The following is an 18,862-nucleotide window of genomic DNA, read 5'->3' on the forward strand; positions in this document are numbered from 1 at the left end:
CAGCCGGGCCTTTCAGCATATAGGGCCGGAACATCTCGACGGAACGCCGAGAAAGACCTATCTTCAGACGCGTAAGTGTTTCTGAATGATCGAGTTGGTGCACATGTCCCGACCTGTAATCGGCATTATCGGCAATCACCACCTGGCCAACGACGCCTATCCGGTGCAGGCCGCGGGAATATCCAATATCGAGGCGGTTGCCGACCTGACGGGGGCCATTCCCCTGATCGTGCCTGCACTGCCGAAGGTTGGCGCGATCTCGGATCTTCTCGAAGCGTGCGACGGGTTCCTCTTCACCGGCGGGCGCCCCAATGTTCACCCCAGTCTCTATGGCCATGAACCGACCGACAAGCACGGCTCGTTCGATCCTGACCGCGATGCGGTGACGCTTCCCCTCATTTCGGAATGCGTGGCGCGTGGCGTGCCCATTTTCGGGATCTGTCGCGGTTTTCAGGAGTTCAACGTCGCCTTTGGCGGCACGCTCCACCCCGAAATTCGGGAAATCCCCGGCCGGATCAATCATCGAATGCCACCGGACGGAACCCTCGAGGAGAAGTTCGAACTCCGCCATACGGTTACCCTCACGCCGGGCGGAACGTTCCACCAACTCCTCGGGAAAACCGAAGTCATGGTGAACTCGCTCCACGGACAGGGCATCATGGATCGGGGTGACCGCGTCATCATCGAGGGCCATGCACCGGATGGAACACCGGAGGCAATCGTCATTGAGGGCTCAAGGGGGTTCGCTCTCGGAGTTCAGTGGCACCCGGAATGGAACGCAGCTCTCGATCCCGTATCGAGGCCCCTCTTCATCTCTTTCGGAGAAGCGACCAAGGCCCGGGCGGAAAGAAAACGGCACCCCAATCTTCGCGCTGCATCCTAGGGAGGGTCGTTCCCACTCCGGTCACTCAGGGATGTGGCCCAACGGCAACGCCCACGCAAACCTTTGGATTGCGTATCATCCCTTGTATCCGGCCAGCCGGATATTAGAATAGACACAATGGCTCTGGACAGACGTCTTGGCCTTCATTCGTGAAATGTCCGAGAACCAACGGAGCTTCGCTATATATGTCCTGGACCGATGAACGTGTGGAAATGCTCAAGGCCATGTGGGCCGAGGGCAAGAGCGCCAGCCAGATTGCCAAGGAACTCGGCGGGGTCACCAGGAATGCCGTGATCGGCAAGGTCCATCGCCTGGGCCTGTCGAACCGGACCGGCGCGGAGCCGGCCCCGGAGCAATCCGAGCCCAGCACCGAGCCGCCCCAGGCACCGGCACCCGAGCCCCGCGTCACGCAGGCAGCACCGGAACCCGAGCCAACTCCTCAACCCGCAGAGCCAGAGATGCCAACACCGGAACCGAGCCAGTCGATGAACGGTTCACCGGCGGAAGCAGTCAATCGTCCGGCCGTTGCACCGCCCTTCCAGCCGCGTCCGAACCGTCCGGGCAGTGGACAGCCCCTGCCCCCGCAGCCGGCCGGCGCGGAAATGAGCGAAGAAACCCTGGCGAACCTGGCCGAGGCCGCCAAGAAGGCCAAGCGTCTGTCGCTCATGCAACTGACGGAGCGAACCTGCAAATGGCCGGTGGGGGATCCCGCCACGGACGACTTCTGGTTCTGCGGCCTGCCTTCGGCCCCCGGAAAGCCCTACTGCGAAACGCATGTCAGCGTGGCGTTCCAGCCGATGTCCTCGCGCCGGGATCGTCGATCCTCAGGCGGCAGGTAATTTGCCTCTGCGGGGGCCATCCGGACAATCGGTCCCACCGCCGCGCGGGGCTGAAAACCGTCTGAATGCGCCCGAGACAGGGCGCTATCTGCAATGAACAGCAAGATCGTCTGGATACTCCGGCGCATCAGCAGCCAGATCTGGTTCCGGGTGTCGACCTACGGCATCGTCGCGGTAGCCACCGTTTTCCTTGCCAGTCTGGTTGGCGACATGGTTCCATCGGAGGTTTCCGATCGCATCAGCGACGGAACCGCCCAGGGGATTCTTTCAATCATCGCGTCGAGCATGCTGGTCGTGGCGACGTTCGCGCTCAGCGCTATGGTTCAGGCCTATGCCGCAGCGACGAGTTCGGCGTCGCCAAGAGCCACGAAGATCCTGATTGACGACGCCTTCTCACAGAACGTGCTCTCGACCTTCCTTGGCGCATTCGTTTTCTCGATGGTCGGCATCCTCGCCCTGAGCCTGCAATTCTACTCCCGCGGCGGCGAGTTCGTCCTGGTCGTTGCCTCCAGTATTGTCATATTGCTCGTGATCGTGAGCTTTTTCGGATGGCTCGATCATCTGGCCAACCTCGTGCGGCTTGGCGAAGTCTCGATGAAGGTGTGTTCTCGCGCCGAGGCGATCCTTCGCGCACGGGCCGAAGCACCCCGCCTTGGCGGCATTGCCCCGGATGATCGCTGCAACCCCGGTCATCCAATCTACTCCGAACAAACGGGTTATGTCCGCCATGTCGACCCCTACAAGCTCCAGAACATTGCAAAGGCCGCGGATGGTGCAGTCCGAATAACGTCGATGCCGGGCATACTGGTTGACCCCAAGCTCCCGCTTCTCTGGACATCGTGGCAGGCGGATGAGCAGCAGATCGAGAAGCTGCGAAACGCATTCAGCATTGGCCCGGAACGAAGTTTCGACCAGGACCCCCGGTTTTGCGTCGAAGTCCTGACTGAGATCGGCACGAGAGCCCTCTCCCCCGGCATCAACGATCCCGGTACGGCAATCAGCATCGTCAGCCTCCAGCAAGGACTACTGACGCATTGGCATGAAATGCGTATGGAATATGACGGAACCCCGAGCTGTGATCGCGTGATGGCACCGGATCTTGATGCGTCCGAGCTGTTCGAAGATGCATTCGGCCCCTTGTTGCGCGATGGCGCAGGAATTCTCGAATTCGGAATGCGGTTGCAGCGGACACTTCACCGTCTTGGGCAGCTCGAATCCGAAGAGTTTCGGGAAGCTGCGGAAAAGCTCTCGCGCCTTGGTCTGGCGCATTCCGACAAGGCACTTCCGATACATGAGGAAAGGACACGACTGCGCGAGTTTGTCGCCGAGCTCAACCGCTCAGGTGTATGATAGACTGAGCCAGGGAGTGCGCCAGGCACGGTCTCACGGGACGTGCGGCAGGAGACACACCCCTCATGCGGAGGCGGGAGCAATCAGCAGTGAAGAACGTCACCCTCGCCATTTTGCTTGGAACATTGCTCCCCATCGTGGGCGCAACCGACCCATCCGCGCAGACACGGTGCCGGACGAATACGCTCGGTAGTCAGAATTGTCTCGAAGGCGGAAGCCTGCGCCCACTCGCGCGCCCGCCGGAATTGCTCGAGAGGCAGGAACCCCGTGGCGTCATCAGGGAGGGGGCTGAAAGCCAGTCCGGACCGACGATCATTCCTGCGCGAAACGTCGACAAACTCGGAACCACACTACCCAGCAGGTCCACCGGCGTGAACGGGGCGCGCTGCCGCTCGGACTCGCTCGGCAACATGGTCTGCCGTTGACCGCTGCGAGCCAAAGACGCAATGTGCATTGCAAGTTGAAAAGTTGAGCCAATGCCTTACCGAGATGGGTGCGCTGGAGCACCAACCGAAATTCAATTCTCCATGTTAACCCCTTACGCTCAGGACGCGCAGACCGGCGACGGCATAGGTTTTCGGCACCGGACGCACCGATGAGCCGTCCCTCGACCGACCCGGCGCGCGGCATAACGCTCAAAATTCTTTCCGTTCTGTTCTTCACCCTCATGGCCATCTGCATCAAGGCGGCCTCGGCGCGCGTACCGCCGGGTGAGACCGTGTTCTTCCGCTCGGTCTTCGCGCTCCCGGTAACGATCATCTGGCTGGCGATGCAGGGCCACCTGCAGCACGCATTCGACACCCGTCATCCGTTCGGCCACGTGTCACGCGGATTGGTGGGCACCGCAGGCATGGCCCTCAATTTCACCGCACTCGGCTTGTTGCCTCTGCCGGAAGCGACAGCCCTCTTCTATACGGCACCGCTCTTCGCGGTTCTTTTCGCCGCTGTCATTCTCGGAGAACGGATCCGCATCTTCCGCATCTCCGCGCTTTGCGTGGGGCTCGCCGGCGCCGTGGTCGTCCTGCTGCCGCGCATGTCGCTCTCGCAACTCCAGGGGCCGGAGCAGATGGCGGCCTTTGGCGCACTGGCAGCCATAGCCGGGGCCTTCTTCGCCGGCCTCGCCCAGACCTTCACGCGAAGGCTCACCGCAACGGAGCACACCGGCACGATCGTGATCTACTTCACGATCACTTCGGCCTGCCTTTCACTGCTCACGATTCCTTTCGGATGGGTCATGCCTACGCTCTTCGAGGCCGTCTGCCTCATTGGGGCCGGCGTGTTCGGAGGCGTTGGGCAGATACTGCTGACCCAGGCATACCGAAACGCGCCAATGTCGGTGGTCGCGCCGTTCGACTACCTCTCGCTGGTTTTCTCGATCATTTTTGGCTACATGCTCTTCAGTGAGCTTCCGACCTTGCCGATGCTCGCGGGCTCGTCGCTCATCATAGTCTCGGGCCTCTTCATTATCTGGAGAGAGCACAAGCTCCGCACGTCAAAGGCCCGGCGCAACGTGAAATAGCGTCAGCCGGGCCGCCGGGATCACTTATGCGTTCACTCCAACGGGACAGGTCACACCGGTCCCACCCAGTCCGCAGTATCCGCGCGGATTCTTCGCCAGATACTGCTGGTGATAGTCTTCTGCGTAGTAAAACTCCGGAGCCGCGCCGATCTCGGTGGTAATTTCGCCGTATCCCCCGGCGCGCAGCTTTTCCTGGTAGGCATTTAGAGAGCTTCTGACTGTTGCAAGCTCCGTATCACCATCCACGAACACGCAGGAACGATACTGCGTACCGCGATCGTTCCCCTGTCGCATTCCCTGCGTGGGATCATGCCCTTCCCAGAAGGCCTTCAGCACTCGTTCAAGCGAGATCGCATTTGGGTCGAACACCACGAGCACGGTCTCGGCGTGGCCCGTTCGCCCGGAGCAAACCTCCTCGTAAGTCGGGTTCGGCGTAAACCCGCCCGAATAGCCGACAGCTGTCACCCACACACCGGGCAACTCCCAGAAAAGCCGCTCTGCCCCCCAGAAGCATCCCATGCCGAGCTGAACTTGCGAAAAGCCGTCCGGAAACGGCCCCTTGAGCGCATGGCCGTTGACGAAATGATGCGCCGCCGTCGGAAGAGCGACCGACCGCCCCGGAAGAGCGGCGTCAGGCTTGACCATGGTAGCCGGCTTGAAAAACGATATCACCGCAATCTCCCTCGATGGACCTAGGAACCATGATATAATCCTGCACCACACATTCCACAAAGATGACCGGCAGCGCCTGATCATTTTGTGAAGGCATCCAGTGACCGGCACCGCGGCATCCCCTCGAGGCAAGCCATCAGGCGGGAATACCCCAACGAGAAAGGGCCGCGGCAATGCGCCACGGCCCCTGCATCAAAGATTCGCGCTGAAACGCTATTAGTTCTTCGCGTAGAACTCGACCACGAGGTTCGGTTCCATCATGACCGGGTAAGGCACATCGCCCAGAGCCGGCGTCCGCACGAACTCTGCAGTCATCTTGGAGTGGTCGACATTGAGATAGTCGGGCACGTCACGCTCTGCACTTCCGGAAGCCTCGAGCACGAGGGCAAGCTGGCGGGACTTCTCGCGAACCTGCACGACGTCGCCTTCCTTCACACGGTAGGATGCGATGTTCACGCGCTGGCCGTTGACCAGAACATGGCCGTGGTTCACGAACTGACGCGCCGCGAAGACCGTGGGAACGAACTTCGCACGGTAGACGATCGCGTCGAGCCGACGCTCCAGAAGGCCGATGAGCTGCTCGGAGGTGTCACCGCGAAGGCGCTCGGCATCGGCATAGATGCGGCGGAACTGCTTCTCGGTCAGGTCGCCGTAGTAGCCCTTCAGCTTCTGCTTTGCGCGAAGCTGCGTGCCGAAATCCGACATCTTGGACTTGCGGCGCTGACCGTGCTGGCCGGGGCCGTATTCGCGGCGGTTCACGGGGCTCTTCGGGCGGCCCCAGATGTTTTCGCCCATACGGCGGTCGATCTTGTATTTCGAAGACGTACGCTTGGTCACGTCAGTTCCTTCCTTCTCAACATGTACGGCCCCTTCCTTTGCCGAGCGTATCCCGGCCGACAGGTCTCCCCTTGCAGGGTCCACGGGCGCCATAGAAAACCTCCGCCCAATATGGCGGAAGATCGCGCGCTTATACCGGTCGAACCGGCGCTGTCAATGAAGGAATCTGCATTCTGCTCAAGCTTGACGGTGACCCCGACGAGTTGATCGCATAAGCTTCAATTCAATTAATCAAGCACAATGGGAGGGACATTGGTGCCAATACCGATTTCGAAGCTCGGCCTGCCTGCAATTGCATTCTTCATGGTCGTCGGAAACATCCCGGCGGTTCAGGCGCAGGATTCCGCCCCGGATAGCTGCCACGCTCTGCGCGATGTCGTCGTCGATGGCGCAACCGTGACATCGGCCCGCGTGATGGATGCCTCCGGGGACCTCCCCGCCTACTGCGAGGTCCGCGCCACGGCGTTGCCGACCATTTCCATCGAAATACGCCTGCCCCTCGAGGGCTGGAACGGCGGGTTCTACCAGGCGGGATGCGGCGGCTTCTGCGGCATTCTTGGCCGGGCGGATGCCTCGGGCGGCTTCATCAACGCCATGGGTCCCGGGCTTGCGAAGGGTTACGCGACAGCGACCTCCGACAGCGGCCACCTCGGGCTGTCCGTCGTCGATGCCGAATGGGCCGACAGGAATCCGGGGGCGGAGCGCGACTGGGGGTGGCGGTCGATCGGCGAAACCCATCGCGTGGCCCAGGCCATGATCGAGGCATTCTACGACACCGGCGCCGAGACGGCGATCTTCCAGGGCTGTTCCACCGGCGGTCGCATGGCCAACATGGCAGCGCTGAGATACCCGGAACACTATGACGGCATCATCTCCGGTGCACCGGCGCTCGACTATACCGGCTTGGTCGCGACCGCGATGTCGTGGTTCGTCCAGGCGAATACCGACGACGAAGGCCAGCAGATCCTCAAGCCCGGCAAGGAAGCCCTGATCGGCGACGAAGTCATGCGCCAGTGCGACGGCGTGGATGGCGAGGAGGACGGCTTCATCGCGGACCCGCGCGCCTGCAACGTGGATCTTTCAGGCCTGGAGTGCGGATCTGAGGGCGCGGGCAACCAGTGCCTGACACCCGAGGAGCTCGACGTGATTGCGGCCTGGCGTCAGGGGCCCAGGGATTCCGCGGGCAATCAGCTCTATCCGGGCGGCATACCGGAGGGCTCGGAGCGGTTCTGGCCCGTCTGGCTGACCGGGACCGAAGCCGGTGCGCCCGCGGTCGTCCCGCTCTTTGCCAAGGGGTTCGGCGCCTATATGGCCTTCCCCGACGATCCCGGCGCGACCTGGAGCCCAACCGACTTCGATTTCGACACTGACCCGGCGCGGCTCTCGACCATGGCAGCGGTCTACAATTCCGACAGCACCGACCTGACCGCCTTCCGGGAAGCCGGCGGCAAGATGATCGTCTGGCATGGATGGGCCGACGCGATCGTGCCGCCCTACAAGACCGTGGAATGGTTCGAAGCCACGGCAGAGGCCACTGGCAGTCAGGAGGCCCTGGAGGAGAATGTGAAACTCTACATGATCCCGGGGCTCGACCATTGCGGTATAGTGCCGGGCGAAGGCGGGCTTTCTCAGGCGGATCTCGATCCCCTGACAGCGATCGAGACCTGGATGTCATCGGGAGAGGCACCGGAAACCATCACGAAAGCGCAGTAAGGCGCGCAAGAAACACCCCGGGTATCGAAAGTGTTGCACGGTGCGCTCATTGTGTACCGAGCAACACACGGCCTACCATTTGAAGACGCGCCGCAGCACGCGCAGATTGCCCGCAACCCTGTTGCCGCCCAGATCCCCCGCAAGTCGCTGCAGAACGGCGGGAAAGCCATAAGTGTCGATGGCGTCCTCGACCCGCGCGACTTGCGCCTTGCTCAAGCCATGACGGACGATGCCCTTTGAAGCGTCCACCCAGTCGCCCTTGCGCACGGCGTTCACGACCACGGCATCCTTGCCCTGAAAGTCCGTCACCTTGTGATGCCAATGTATCGCCGCGCGCAGCGTCTCCGGATCGAGCCCGAAACCGAACCGTTTGTTGTCCGCCAGCGCCAATTCTTCGGAGGGTTCCAGATAGGCAAGGTCTCTTGCTGTCCACAATCCGATGTCGTGATAGGCAAGGGCCGTCTCGACCATGGCGCGGTGCTCTTCAGCGCCCCCCAGGAAATGCATCGCGTAGGTGATCGTGCGATAGACATGGCCACGATAAGCGCGAAAATCATTGCCGATGGCATCCCGGTAGGCGCCGAGGATAGTCTCGACTTGGTCGCTGTGGTCGATGATCGTGATGTCACTCATGAGAAACCTCCGGAGGGGTCGGCACGAACGAGATAGAAACGGTTCGAACACAAGTCAACGGGTGTTTACATGAGAAATCCAGCGGAGCTTCAACCGCGCAGGGATGCGGAGGCAACCCGTGCCGCCATCCTCAGAGCCGCCCGCGAAAGCTTCAGCGCGCGCGGTTTCGAGGTGGCGGGGTTGCGCGAAATCGCTGCATCGGCGGGCTGCAACATTGCTCTAATATCGCGCTATTTCGGATCAAAAGAGGGTTTGTTTCGCTCGGTGATGGAGGAATGCCTCGACCTCGGAGCGCTGACGGAGGTTGCCGACGCGGACCTGCCTGCGGCCATCGCCGAGATGGCCCTGGCCAAGGACGGCGGCGCATCCGGGTTCGACGCGATGATCGCAGCTATCCGATCCTCTTCCTCCGAGGCCGCACGGCGTATCGTCCGCGAGGAACTGGGTGAACCCATGGTTGCTGCTCTGGCAGAGCGTCTGGGCGGCTCGGATGCAGATACAAGGGCAGCCTTGGTCCTGAGCGTCGTCGCGGGTTTTGACGTGAGCCGCCACATGATCTGTGTGGATGCGCTTGACCGAACCCATGATGATCGCCTGCGTCCACGCCTTCAGGCCGCGATCGCCGCGATCCTTGAGCGGTGAACCGCGTCGAGCCAAAGGCACCTCCAGTGCCATGAGACGGTCGCACGGGACACGTGCCGGCTGCGGATCGGGGGATGGCGCAACACCGCCTGTTCGACGCAGTTTAAGGTGACGACATGGCCTAGACCGACGGTATGCCCCTGCATCGACGCTGCGCCAGCCCATCCGGTCGGTCCGTCGCAGGCACGGCGCCTTCGGCTTGTTCCGTGCCATTGTTTCCCAGCACCAGTCGCAAGCCCCGGCAAGCTACCGCGATGCAATAGGCACCTGCAAAGCGGTTCCACGCGTCTGGGTCAAAGGCCCTGGGGGCTATACCCTCCAGATGTGCCACCTTTCTTCGCCCTTCTGGTTTTCCAGAACCCGTTCGGCCAGATCTTTCGGCAATTCGAACCGCGCGGTGCCATTGCCCACGTGAATGCGGCCAATCTCGGTCTTCCCGACACCGGCAGCGGTGCAGATCATGCGCAGAATTTCCGCCATGTCCGCCCTTGTCCGCTCGCCGATGGACATCTCGAGCCAGAGCCAGCCCTCGCCCTGATGCTTCGGGGCGACCTGGCGCTCGAGATCTCGGGCCATCGGCTGCGCATTGCGCCAGAGCCGTGCGCAGGCATGGGTGATCGCTTCCGGCGTGAAACTCCGGGAGATCAGTTCCGCCAGCGTGCGGTCCTCTTCCCCGGGCTCGGTGCTGAAGATCGGATCATGGAGAACCTTGCGCTTGTCCGCCTCCTTGATGCAGCGCGCCCTGGGTTGCGCGATCCAGTCGATTTCCCGGTTCACCCTGCGCACGAGGCGCTCGGCCTTCGGCTTCTCCTCGGGCAGGCAGACCAGGACCGCCCGGCCACGCGCGTTCCGCCGCCCGGCCCTTCCGGACCTGTGCAGCAGAAGTTCTGGCGAGTCGGGCACGCCCGCATGAACGATCAGCTCCAACCCGTCGAAATCGAGCCCCCGCGCGGCAACATCGGTCGCGACGCAGACCCGCGCATGCCCCTTTCCGAAGCGTTCCACCGCACCCAGGCGCTGCTCGGAGCCCAGCGCCCCGGTGAGATTGACCACGGTGAAACCGCGTCGATAGAGCTTGGCGGAGAGCCGCGCGGCCTCGTCACGGCGGTTGCAGTAGACGATGGCCCGTTCGGGATGATGAACCCGCAGGAGACTGCCGATCACCCGATCTCGCTCCATCTGCGTGCAGGAAATCGCCTGAATGTCGACATTCGGAAGCCGCATCGCCTCGTCCGAACAATCGACCCGCGCGGGATCGACCAGCAGCCCGGAAACAACACCATCCAGCGCGGGCGTGATGGTCGCAGTATAAAGATGAATGCGCCAGGGATCACCGGCCTGCCGAGAAAGCACGGCCTCCAGATCCTCGTGATAGTCGCCGGACAGAAGCTCGTCCGCCTCGTCGAGAACGACGCAGGCACATCCGTCGAGAGAAAGCGCCCCCGCCCCGGTCATTTCCCCGAAGCGCCCGGGCGTCGTGATGAACACGTCGCAGGCCTTCGGAACGGGAACAGCCGGAACAGGGCCACCCGCCCGGGGCAGACACAGAACCGGAGCGAGATCGGTCCCGCGATAGAGACGCTGCAAGACCAAATTCACCTGCACCGCCAACTCGCGCGTCGGCACGATGACCACCACGAAGCGGCCACGTTCTTCCCCACCGCCCTCGCCCGGCGCCAGGGCACCGACAGCTGTGAGGCCGAAGGCAATGGTCTTGCCCGACCCGGTCGGTGATTGCACGAACATGTCACGGCGCGCGGCATCTGCCGCGAGCACCGCCGACTGAACGGATGTCAAACAGTCAAAATTCTGCTCGACAAGATTGGAGGATAGAGCCTCGGAGAGGCGCTCCGTCGTCTTGTCCATTACTCATTTCCTGAAACTGGGCCCGCCTCGGAGAACGTGGCCGTTGACCGGTTGCAGCGAACCGGATCGGGGACACGCAATCACCCATGCGGAATGCCGAAAGCTTGTCAGCATCGTCACCGCAACATATAGCGGCCCAAGCTTTCAATCTGGTGAACACGCGGGAACCATCATGCCAAAGATCAACGGTAACGAAATCCGCCCCGGCAACATCCTCGAACATGAAGGCGGCCTCTGGGTCGCCGTGAAGGTGAACCACGTGAAGCCCGGCAAGGGCGGGGCCTTCGCTCAGGTCGAGATGAAGAACCTGCGCAGCGGATCCAAGCTCAACGAGCGATTCCGCTCGGCGGACAAGGTCGAGCGCGTGCGCCTCGAGCAGAAGGACCAGCAGTTCCTCTACGAGAACGACGGCATGCTCGTCTTCATGGACACCGAAACCTTCGAACAGATCGAACTGCCCGCCGACATCCTCGGCGATCGCCGCCCCTTCCTGCAGGACGGAATGACGATCCAGATCGAATACTACGACACCGAGGCGCTCAACGCCCAGCTCCCCGACAAGGTCACCTGCACCGTCACCGAGACCGAGCCCGCCGTGAAGGGCCAGACAGCCGCCAACAGCTTCAAGCCGGCCGTGCTCGACAACGGCGTGCGCGTCATGGTTCCGCCCTTCGTCGGTGAAGGCGAAGCCATCATCGTCTCGACCGAGACCATGGAATACGTCGAGCGCGCGTAAGCTCGCCGTGAGAGGCGAGCGCCGCCCGGCAGTCAGGCGACCTTGCTGTTCCCTTGCGAAAAATCACGAGGGGACGCCTCGCCGCCTGCAGGCTCTCCGCTCGATGAGTGCGTGCGGAAACGCGCCACGGCATTCACGAGCGAGGTCACTTCCGCGTCCAGCAGATCCGTGGCGGCGTTTGCCTCTTCGAGGCTTGCGGCATTGCTCTGGGTGATCCGGTTCAATTCGGTCGTCGTGTCGTTGATTTCCGAAACCCTGGAGGCCTGCCGCTCGGCGGTCTGCGTGATCTCACCGATACCGTCGCTGATCTCCTCGATGTGACGGCGAAGGCTCCCGAGCAGTTCCTTGGTGCGCACGACGAGGCTCACGCCCGTCTCGACCTGCGCCGAACTCTGGCCGATGACCCGGCGAATGTCCCGCGCCGCCTCGGAGGACCGTTCGGCCAGGGAGCGAACCTCCGAGGCCACCACGGCAAAGCCCCTGCCCGCCTCACCGGCCCGACTGGCCTCGACACTGGCGTTGAGTGCCAGGAGATTGGTCTGCATCGCAATCTCGTCGATCAGGCCCACGAATTTCTCGATCTCCGCGGATTGCGCCGCGATTGCATGCATGGCGTCTGCAGCCTCCTCGACCGCAATCCCGGACGCAACACCATCGGAGTGGGTGCGCTGCGCCTCATCCTTGAGCGTCCGCGTGCGGTTCGCGGCATCGCCCACATGCCGGGACAACTCATCCAGCGCACCGACGATCCCATGCAACGACGTCGCCGTCTGCTCGGAACGATGTGCCATCTCCCGCGAAACCTCGCTGATCTCCCGGGTCCTGCCGGAGACATGCCGGGAACTCGCAAGAATGCGGCCGATCATTTCTGAGAAGGCTTCGACCGTCTCGTTGAAATCGGCTCTGAGCGCCTCATAGGCCTCCGGAAACCGCTCGCCGATCGAAACCGTAAGATCCCCGTCCCGCAGGCCCTTCATCTTGCTGGCAAGAACCGAGACGAGCCTTTCCTGCTCGAGCATCTGCGCCTCGCGGTCGCGCGCAGCCGCTTCGCGAAGCCGTGCGCGTTCGGCCTCTTCGTCGGCGCGTCTCTGGGCTTCAGCCGCCTCGGCCTGACGGGTCCGCTCCGCCTCCGCGAGTTCCGCCTCGCGCACACTGGCCTCCGCCGCCATCTCGCGCTCCCGCGTGAGCCGCTCCGCTTCCTTCTCCCTGTCCCGCCGGAGGCGCAAACCGGCAAGGATACGGTTGAACAGCGCACCGATTTCATAGGATTCGTCCCCCGGATCGAGCGTGATATCCTTCTGCTCCCGATCCGGATTGTCCGCGATGTCGCGCATTGCCTCGACCACGCGCGCCATCCCGAGCGGCGCCCTGTGTTCGGAGATGTTCAGCCCTTCGATTTCGTCCTGCAAGGGAACCCGCAGGGCAGACGGGCTGCCATCGGGAACCGGAAGAACCCGCGCCAGGATCTTGAGAACGAGTGTCGCCACCCCGAAGGCCCAGACGAACGTGAGACACACTCCAAGAAGCTGAACTCCGAACTGCTCCAGCCTTGAGCCAGCCAGAAGGTTCTCGGGCACTGCCAGAAATGCGATCAGCACGGTACCAGCAGCGCCCGAGAACCCGTGGACCGCCACGGCGCCGACGGGATCATCGAGCTTCAGGCCGCGTTCGAGCCATTCGCGCGTCGTGTAGGAAACAACGCCGCCTATCGCACCGATCAGGGCCGCAGATTGCAGGCTCGCCGCGTCGCAGCCCGCGGTTATCGCCACAAGCCCGCCGAGCGTTCCATTTACTATGAACTCCGGGCGATGGTATCCGTGCCTCAAGCGCCCCACGCCGCATTGCGCCAGCCCGCCGAATGCCCCCGCCACCATGGTATTCGCGATGATATGCGCGAAATCCGGCGTGCCCGCAGTGGTCGACCCGCCATTGAAACCGACCCAGCCCACCCAGAGAATGAGGCCGCCGAAGGTCATCAGAATGGGCGAGTGACCATGAAGCGTCACCGGGTTCCCATTCTCGTCGAATTTGCCGTGCCGGGGGCCGATCTGAATGATGGCGGCCAGGGCAACCCAGGCACCGACACTGTGCACGACCGTCGACCCGGCGAAATCGATGAACCCCAAGCGCGCTAGGAAGGGCGCCGTATCACCGCTTAGCAGCCCGCCCCAGGACCAATGCCCGGAAATGGGATAGATAAGACAGGCAATCGCAAGCGCGAGGCAGATATAGGCCTGCATGCTCATGCGCTCCGCGACTGCGCCCGACACGATCGTCGCGGCCGTTCCGCAGAAGACCAGCTGAAACACGAAAAATGTGAGGTTCCAGTCTCCGTCCGTGCTGAGAAACGCCATGTCGCTCGACCAGCCGATGAGCCCCCAGTGGCTTGTCCCGAACATGATCGCAAAGCCTAGGACTCCGAAGGCCATCGTGGAAACGAGGAAATCGAGGAGGTTCTTCTGCGCGACATTGATACTGTTCTTCGCGCGCACCGCCCCGGCTTCGAGCAGGAGAAACCCTGCCTGCATGAAAAACACGAGTCCCGCGGCCGTCATTGTCCAGACGTGGTCGAGATTCTCCTGAAGTGCGAACCGGTCTGCCTGAGCAGCCGCAGGGTCCGCCAGAAACGACAAAAAGGCGGCAAGAACGAAAAGGGTCCACACCGGGGAAACTCCGAGCAATGAGGAAATGAGCCCTTAAATTTGCGCGAGAAAATGTAGGTAGGATTAATGCATGAAATATGTATGGAATATGCATAAGAGTCATATCGCTTTCTCGGGGCAGTTCGACCCCGATCCGCGGCGCTTCAGGAGGTCTGCAACCACGTCAGCGGGTATTCCGCCAGGTCCTCGTAGGAGGGTCCGGATTGGCCAAGGTAGGAGCGGACAAGCACGAAGGATTCTGCTCGAAAACTTGCCCGGAAACCCGCCTTTCGCGCGGCAAAATCCCTTAATTTCAAGGCATCTTCGCCACTCGCGCCCTTCGACCCGCAGCGCGCGATCGTGACGTGCGGAACGTATTTCTCGCGGGGCAGATTCAGGCCCGCAAGCCGCGCGGCCTGTTTCACACTCGCGTTCAGACGCGCCAGATTTTCACTCAGCACCGCCCGGATACACACGAGCCGCACTCTCCCGTTCCCAAAAGCATCGAGCCCTTCCAGCTGCACATCCATGCACGGCGAGCGGATCTCCGAAAGCGCATGATGCACATCCTCCACGACGGGTTCCGGATGCTCCCCGAGAAAGGCCAGCGTGAGGTGGAGATTCTCGGCAGGAACGGGCCGCCCCGCGGGAAGCCCGGCCTGAGCGGCAAGTATTTGAGGCGCAACGGTTTTCGGGATACTGATCGCAACAAAACACCGGATCATCGCGCGCCTCTCTAACTCGAAGTATCGAGGGCCGATCTTGCTTCAATCAAGGGGCGAATGCCACAGCGGATCCGGCCCTGATGATGACCCCCGAGATCAAGCCTGCAAGCGCGATACTGCTATGCTCGACCGCGAGCCAGAAGTGCCATTGATCGGATGTCAGCGGGGGTCGCGCCATTTTCCCGCAGACTGCGCAGCGCGCGTGCGCCATCGCGCTTTGCCAGTCTCTTGCCGTTTTCGTCCCTGACGAGATCGTGGTGATGCCATTTTGGCGCGCGTAAACCCAGTAGCGCCTGCAAGACCCGATGCAGTGGCGTCACCTCCCACAGATCGGCTCCCCGCACCACATGCGTGATACCCTGCCCGGCGTCATCCACCACCACTGCAAGATGATATGCGGCCGCCCCCGTGTCCTTGCGCCCAAGAACAACGTCTCCGATCCCCATCCGAAGGCGCTCAGCATCGACGCCATGAACACCCTTGAAGAGGGAGCCCGTCTCCTCAAACGCGAGACGCTCGTTTCCAATGAAATCAAAAGCTTTTCCAAGATCGAGCCTGATCGCATCGCCCGCCTGCCAATCCGACATCGGCCTGTTCCGGCAGGTGCCGGGATAGATCATCGCCCCACTTCCGGCCGCCGAACCGTCCGTTTCCTGCGGCGCGGATAGAGCTGCCCGAATGTCTGCCCTTGTGCAGGAACAAGGATACGTCAGGCCTCTCTCGCTCAAAAGCTCCAAAGCGGAGCCATAACGAATTAGATGTTTGGATTGCCGGAGAACCGGTTCTGGCCACTGAAACCCCATCCATTGGAGATCCTCGTATATGGCCTGCTCGAACTCCTGTCGGGCACGCGAACCATCGAGGTCCTCGATGCGTAAAAGGCATTCGCCGCCCGCCTCCTCCGCCAGCCCCCAGGCAACCATGGCTGAATAGGCATGCCCCAAGTGAAGCAAACCAGTCGGAGAGGGCGCGAACCGTGTGCGAAACTCGGTCATGGCTCAACCGTCGGCGAGCGCCATCGAATTCTTGTCCCGCCACTCGCGGAGATCCGCCTTTGCACGTGCAGTATACGCCTTGTAGCGTTCCGCCCGGCCCTTCCTTCCACCCCGCACATCATCAACGTGAGGAAAGAGACCGAAATTGACATTCATCGGCTGGAAAGTCTTCGCCTCTGCGCCCCCGGTAATATGCCGCACCAAGGCACCCATCGCCGTCGTCTGAGGTGGTTCGGGAAGCATGCGCCCAAGGCGTTCATGGGCCGCCATGCGACCGGCAAGCAGCCCCATGGCAGAACTCTCGACATAGCCTTCTACGCCGGTGATCTGACCGGAAAACCGGATAGCCGGCCGCATTTTCAATCGCATCTGCGCATCAAGAAGCATGGGAGAGTTCAAGAACGTGTTGCGATGTATTCCGCCCAATCGGGCGAAAGAGGCATGCTCGAGACCCGGAATTGTGCGAAACACCTCGGCCTGCGCGCCGTGGCGCATCTTCGTCTGGAAACCCACAATGTTGTAGAGCGACCCAAGCGCGTTGTCGCGCCGAAGCTGGACAACGGCATAGGGTTTTTGGTCGGGCGCATGGGGGTTCGTCAAACCGACGGGCTTTAGGGGGCCAAAGCGCAGGGTCTCCCGCCCTCTTTCCGCCATGACCTCGATGGGCAGACATCCCTCGAAATATGGCGTTGACCGCTCCCAATCCTTGAACTCCGTCTTCTCTGCAGCGAGCAGTGCGTCAATGAAGTTCTCATACTGCGCTTTATCCATCGGACAGTTGAGATAAGCCGTCCGCTGCTCTTCGGTCTCACCCTTGTCGTAGCGCGACTGAAACCAGGCTTTCGAGAGATCGATCGAATCGAAATGAACAATCGGCGCGATCGCGTCAAAAAAGGCAAGCTTATCCTCACCGGTCAGGTTGCGCACAGCTTCCGCAAGTGAAGGGCTGGTCAGGGGACCTGTCGCGATGATCACGCTGTCCCAATCTTCCGGCGGCAGCCCCGTGATTTCGCCCCGCTCAATCGTGATAAGTGGGTGAGCCTCCAACTTCGCGGTGATCTCCCGACTGAAAGGCTCCCTGTCGACCGCCAAAGCACCGCCTGCGGGCAGGGAATGGCGATCCGCTGAGGACATCACCAGCCCACCGAGTTCGCGCATTTCCCAGTGCAGAAGCCCGACGGCATTGCTGTCGGAATCATCGGAGCGGAAGGAGTTGGAACAGACCAGTTCCGCCAGGCCGTCCGTCACATGTGCGAACGTGCCGACGGATGGGCGCATTTCGTGCAGGACAACCGGCACGCCAAGTTCAGCCGCCTGCCAAGCCGCTTCGCTGCCGGCCAGACCGCCTCCGATGACATGAATAGGACGTAATTCTTTCATGCTGGCCATCTAGTCGAAGCCAGCCGGTTTGCAAAGACGCAATAGATCTTTCCATGGGCGGCAGGCATTGGCTTCAGCCGCATCAGCAGCGTTCATATTGTTTCCGCAGCCCCCGAGCACGGCCAAACGATCCTCGAGGCAACAGCGGTTGGAGTGGCAATACTATCGCCGCTCAAATTGCAGTATAGGTCTCGCGCTTCGGCCAGAGCACAACTCTTGCGACTTTGTGGCTACGGGGTTCGTATTCAGGCTCTGCGGCCAAATTTGGTCGTGGCTGGCGGCGCAGGAAACTCGAAGGTCACACCTGATGACAAATTGGCTGAAGAGCGCGCTCCCCCCCTTCAACTTGCCCTTCCGGAAATGGCGGGCACTCGATCTCGCAATATTTGGCACAAGTATCCTGCTTGCGGCGGTCATTGCCATGCTCTGGATCTGGCTACAGGACCTCCAACAAGCACGTAGCTGGCTTGTCGAGCAAAGCAGTCAGCTCCTTTTGAGGACGATCGATTTCGAGCGCGAAATTGGCTTCGGCGGTTTCATCCACAATTTCAAGAATGCCGTCCTCCGTCCGGACGAACTCTTCTACATTTCTGCAGCAAGCTCCAACCTTGCAAACGCATTGCTCATGCTCGACGAGCTTGACCAGCAAATTCTCATCGCGGGGGCACCGATCGACCTCTATCCGATCAGAAAGACCCTTGAACAGTATTCACAGAGCATTCAGACGTTGATCGATCAACAAGGCAAACGGCTCTCTCCGACAGAACTGGATGCCCTTCTCCGTGTGAATGACTTGGACGCGAACGACAATCTCACTCAACTCGTCGGTATCGCCAGAGAGCAAGTATACGTTCGCATGGAGGACATCCGCGAGAAGATCGCGACCGGCTCCGATTGGTTCGCAATGGCCACGACGCTTCTGACGGCGCTCTTAGTCTTTCTGTTTCGCAAGAGAAAGGCTGACGCGGCGTTCATTCAGAGGCAGGCCGACGAGAAAACTGCGTTTCTGTTGGATCATGTCTGCGAGGGATTGGTGATGCTCTCGGACAATCGTGAAGTGATATTCCTTAATTCGGTGGCGCGGGACTTGTTCGGACACGACGCGATAGCAACGCCATGCCCCTGGCCTTCCGGCCTCGCCCTCCATGATCAACTGCTCGAACCGGACGACTCGGCGGAAGGCGATCTTGTCCAGGCAATCCTGTCCGGCAAGGACTTGAAGATGTATCCCGCCAATCTTACCCGACTGACCACTGGACAATCGATCCCGCTACGCGTCACGACAGTGCGACATTCAGGCGGCAAGGGAAGCTTGGGCGAAACTATGATTGTCCTGCAAGAGGATCAGTTCAGCAGCGCCAAAGGCATGTTCTCGGACGGCCGCATGAAGCCACTCAAGCTCTGCTAGCGAACGCCAAGAGGATCTACGC

Annotated in this window: 17 protein-coding genes; 9 read left to right on the forward strand and 8 right to left on the reverse strand. The window is 61.5% G+C overall.

Going from position 1 to position 18,862, the window contains the following annotated elements:
- The first annotated feature begins 103 nt into the window (after positions 1–103).
- The 5 genes from ACP15W_RS11560 to ACP15W_RS11580 all read left to right on the forward strand — a co-directional run bounded on the left by ACP15W_RS11560 (position 104) and on the right by ACP15W_RS11580 (position 4,591).
- On the forward strand, positions 104–883 hold the full coding sequence (locus ACP15W_RS11560) for a gamma-glutamyl-gamma-aminobutyrate hydrolase family protein (RefSeq protein ID WP_424933049.1): 780 nt from the start codon (positions 104–106) through the stop codon (positions 881–883).
- Positions 884–1,068: 185 nt separating this feature from the next.
- Positions 1,069–1,722: a GcrA family cell cycle regulator gene (locus ACP15W_RS11565; protein WP_424933050.1), complete on the forward strand. Its 654-nt coding sequence runs from the start codon at positions 1,069–1,071 to the stop codon at positions 1,720–1,722.
- A 93-nt stretch (positions 1,723–1,815) separates the two neighbouring features.
- On the forward strand, positions 1,816–3,072 hold the full coding sequence (locus ACP15W_RS11570) for a DUF2254 domain-containing protein (protein ID WP_424933051.1): 1,257 nt from the start codon (positions 1,816–1,818) through the stop codon (positions 3,070–3,072).
- An 89-nt stretch (positions 3,073–3,161) separates the two neighbouring features.
- Positions 3,162–3,497, forward strand: a complete 336-nt coding sequence (locus ACP15W_RS11575) for a hypothetical protein (RefSeq protein WP_424933052.1) — start codon at positions 3,162–3,164, stop codon at positions 3,495–3,497.
- A gap of 170 nt (positions 3,498–3,667) precedes the next feature.
- On the forward strand, positions 3,668–4,591 hold the full coding sequence (locus tag ACP15W_RS11580) for a DMT family transporter (RefSeq protein ID WP_424933053.1): 924 nt from the start codon (positions 3,668–3,670) through the stop codon (positions 4,589–4,591).
- Between the two features lie 24 nt (positions 4,592–4,615).
- Here the strand turns inward: ACP15W_RS11580 and msrA are convergent, their stop codons facing one another.
- The gene (gene msrA, locus ACP15W_RS11585) at positions 4,616–5,236 is read right to left on the reverse strand and encodes a peptide-methionine (S)-S-oxide reductase MsrA (protein WP_424933054.1); all 621 of its coding nucleotides are present in this window, start codon (positions 5,234–5,236) and stop codon (positions 4,616–4,618) included.
- A 243-nt stretch (positions 5,237–5,479) separates the two neighbouring features.
- Positions 5,480–6,100 carry a 30S ribosomal protein S4 gene (gene rpsD, locus ACP15W_RS11590; RefSeq protein WP_424933055.1) on the reverse strand — a complete coding sequence of 207 codons (621 nt, stop codon included), beginning with the start codon at positions 6,098–6,100 and terminating at the stop codon, positions 5,480–5,482.
- A 255-nt stretch (positions 6,101–6,355) separates the two neighbouring features.
- Between rpsD and ACP15W_RS11595 the strand changes: the two genes are divergently transcribed.
- On the forward strand, positions 6,356–7,813 hold the full coding sequence (locus ACP15W_RS11595; RefSeq protein WP_424933056.1) for a tannase/feruloyl esterase family alpha/beta hydrolase: 1,458 nt from the start codon (positions 6,356–6,358) through the stop codon (positions 7,811–7,813).
- A gap of 72 nt (positions 7,814–7,885) precedes the next feature.
- On the opposite strand, the gene ACP15W_RS11600 is transcribed toward ACP15W_RS11595, so the two are convergent.
- On the reverse strand, positions 7,886–8,446 hold the full coding sequence (locus ACP15W_RS11600) for a hypothetical protein (RefSeq protein ID WP_424933057.1): 561 nt from the start codon (positions 8,444–8,446) through the stop codon (positions 7,886–7,888).
- Positions 8,447–8,515: 69 nt separating this feature from the next.
- Between ACP15W_RS11600 and ACP15W_RS11605 the strand changes: the two genes are divergently transcribed.
- Positions 8,516–9,088: a TetR family transcriptional regulator gene (locus ACP15W_RS11605; protein ID WP_424933058.1), complete on the forward strand. Its 573-nt coding sequence runs from the start codon at positions 8,516–8,518 to the stop codon at positions 9,086–9,088.
- A 309-nt stretch (positions 9,089–9,397) separates the two neighbouring features.
- On the opposite strand, the gene ACP15W_RS11610 is transcribed toward ACP15W_RS11605, so the two are convergent.
- Positions 9,398–10,954, reverse strand: coding sequence for a DEAD/DEAH box helicase (locus ACP15W_RS11610; RefSeq protein WP_424933059.1), 1,557 nt, complete (start codon positions 10,952–10,954; stop codon positions 9,398–9,400).
- A gap of 172 nt (positions 10,955–11,126) precedes the next feature.
- Here ACP15W_RS11610 and efp point away from each other — a divergent pair, with 172 nt between their 5' ends.
- Complete coding sequence (gene efp / locus ACP15W_RS11615; RefSeq protein ID WP_424933060.1) at positions 11,127–11,690, forward strand: elongation factor P; 564 nt, start codon at positions 11,127–11,129, stop codon at positions 11,688–11,690.
- A 32-nt stretch (positions 11,691–11,722) separates the two neighbouring features.
- On the opposite strand, the gene amt is transcribed toward efp, so the two are convergent.
- The 4 genes from amt to trmFO all read right to left on the reverse strand — a co-directional run bounded on the left by amt (position 11,723) and on the right by trmFO (position 17,432).
- Positions 11,723–14,353 (reverse strand): ammonium transporter, encoded by a 2,631-nt coding sequence (amt, locus tag ACP15W_RS11620; RefSeq protein ID WP_424933061.1) that lies wholly within the window; start codon positions 14,351–14,353, stop codon positions 11,723–11,725.
- 143 nt (positions 14,354–14,496) lie between these two features.
- Positions 14,497–15,057: an RNA 2',3'-cyclic phosphodiesterase gene (thpR, locus tag ACP15W_RS11625; protein ID WP_424933062.1), complete on the reverse strand. Its 561-nt coding sequence runs from the start codon at positions 15,055–15,057 to the stop codon at positions 14,497–14,499.
- Between the two features lie 119 nt (positions 15,058–15,176).
- A complete protein-coding gene (gene gluQRS / locus ACP15W_RS11630) occupies positions 15,177–16,052 on the reverse strand; it encodes a tRNA glutamyl-Q(34) synthetase GluQRS (RefSeq protein ID WP_424933063.1) in 876 nt (291 codons plus the stop codon).
- Positions 16,053–16,055: 3 nt separating this feature from the next.
- The gene (gene trmFO / locus ACP15W_RS11635) at positions 16,056–17,432 is read right to left on the reverse strand and encodes a methylenetetrahydrofolate--tRNA-(uracil(54)-C(5))-methyltransferase (FADH(2)-oxidizing) TrmFO (protein ID WP_424933064.1); all 1,377 of its coding nucleotides are present in this window, start codon (positions 17,430–17,432) and stop codon (positions 16,056–16,058) included.
- Positions 17,433–17,739: 307 nt separating this feature from the next.
- On the opposite strand from trmFO, the gene ACP15W_RS11640 reads away from it, so the two are divergent.
- Complete coding sequence (locus tag ACP15W_RS11640) at positions 17,740–18,840, forward strand: hypothetical protein (RefSeq protein WP_424933065.1); 1,101 nt, start codon at positions 17,740–17,742, stop codon at positions 18,838–18,840.
- The last annotated feature ends 22 nt before the right edge of the window (positions 18,841–18,862 follow it).

Source organism: Amaricoccus macauensis (assembly GCF_049800915.1).
Taxonomy (GTDB): Bacteria; Pseudomonadota; Alphaproteobacteria; order Rhodobacterales; family Rhodobacteraceae; genus Amaricoccus; species Amaricoccus macauensis_A.

Excerpts from the sequence above, each read along its gene's own strand:
- msrA (WP_424933054.1), bottom strand. The coding sequence starts at position 5,236 with ATGGTCAAGCCTGACGCCGCTCTTCCGGGGCGGTCGGTCGCTCTTCCG.
- thpR (WP_424933062.1), bottom strand. The coding sequence starts at position 15,057 with ATGATCCGGTGTTTTGTTGCGATCAGTATCCCGAAAACCGTTGCGCCT.
- efp (WP_424933060.1), top strand. The coding sequence starts at position 11,127 with ATGCCAAAGATCAACGGTAACGAAATCCGCCCCGGCAACATCCTCGAA.
- ACP15W_RS11560 (WP_424933049.1), top strand. The coding sequence starts at position 104 with ATGTCCCGACCTGTAATCGGCATTATCGGCAATCACCACCTGGCCAAC.
- ACP15W_RS11580 (WP_424933053.1), top strand. The coding sequence starts at position 3,668 with ATGAGCCGTCCCTCGACCGACCCGGCGCGCGGCATAACGCTCAAAATT.
- ACP15W_RS11565 (WP_424933050.1), top strand. The coding sequence starts at position 1,069 with ATGTCCTGGACCGATGAACGTGTGGAAATGCTCAAGGCCATGTGGGCC.
- gluQRS (WP_424933063.1), bottom strand. The coding sequence starts at position 16,052 with ATGACCGAGTTTCGCACACGGTTCGCGCCCTCTCCGACTGGTTTGCTT.
- ACP15W_RS11610 (WP_424933059.1), bottom strand. The coding sequence starts at position 10,954 with ATGGACAAGACGACGGAGCGCCTCTCCGAGGCTCTATCCTCCAATCTT.
- ACP15W_RS11640 (WP_424933065.1), top strand. The coding sequence starts at position 17,740 with ATGACAAATTGGCTGAAGAGCGCGCTCCCCCCCTTCAACTTGCCCTTC.
- ACP15W_RS11570 (WP_424933051.1), top strand. The coding sequence starts at position 1,816 with ATGAACAGCAAGATCGTCTGGATACTCCGGCGCATCAGCAGCCAGATC.
- ACP15W_RS11605 (WP_424933058.1), top strand. The coding sequence starts at position 8,516 with ATGAGAAATCCAGCGGAGCTTCAACCGCGCAGGGATGCGGAGGCAACC.
- ACP15W_RS11600 (WP_424933057.1), bottom strand. The coding sequence starts at position 8,446 with ATGAGTGACATCACGATCATCGACCACAGCGACCAAGTCGAGACTATC.
- trmFO (WP_424933064.1), bottom strand. The coding sequence starts at position 17,432 with ATGAAAGAATTACGTCCTATTCATGTCATCGGAGGCGGTCTGGCCGGC.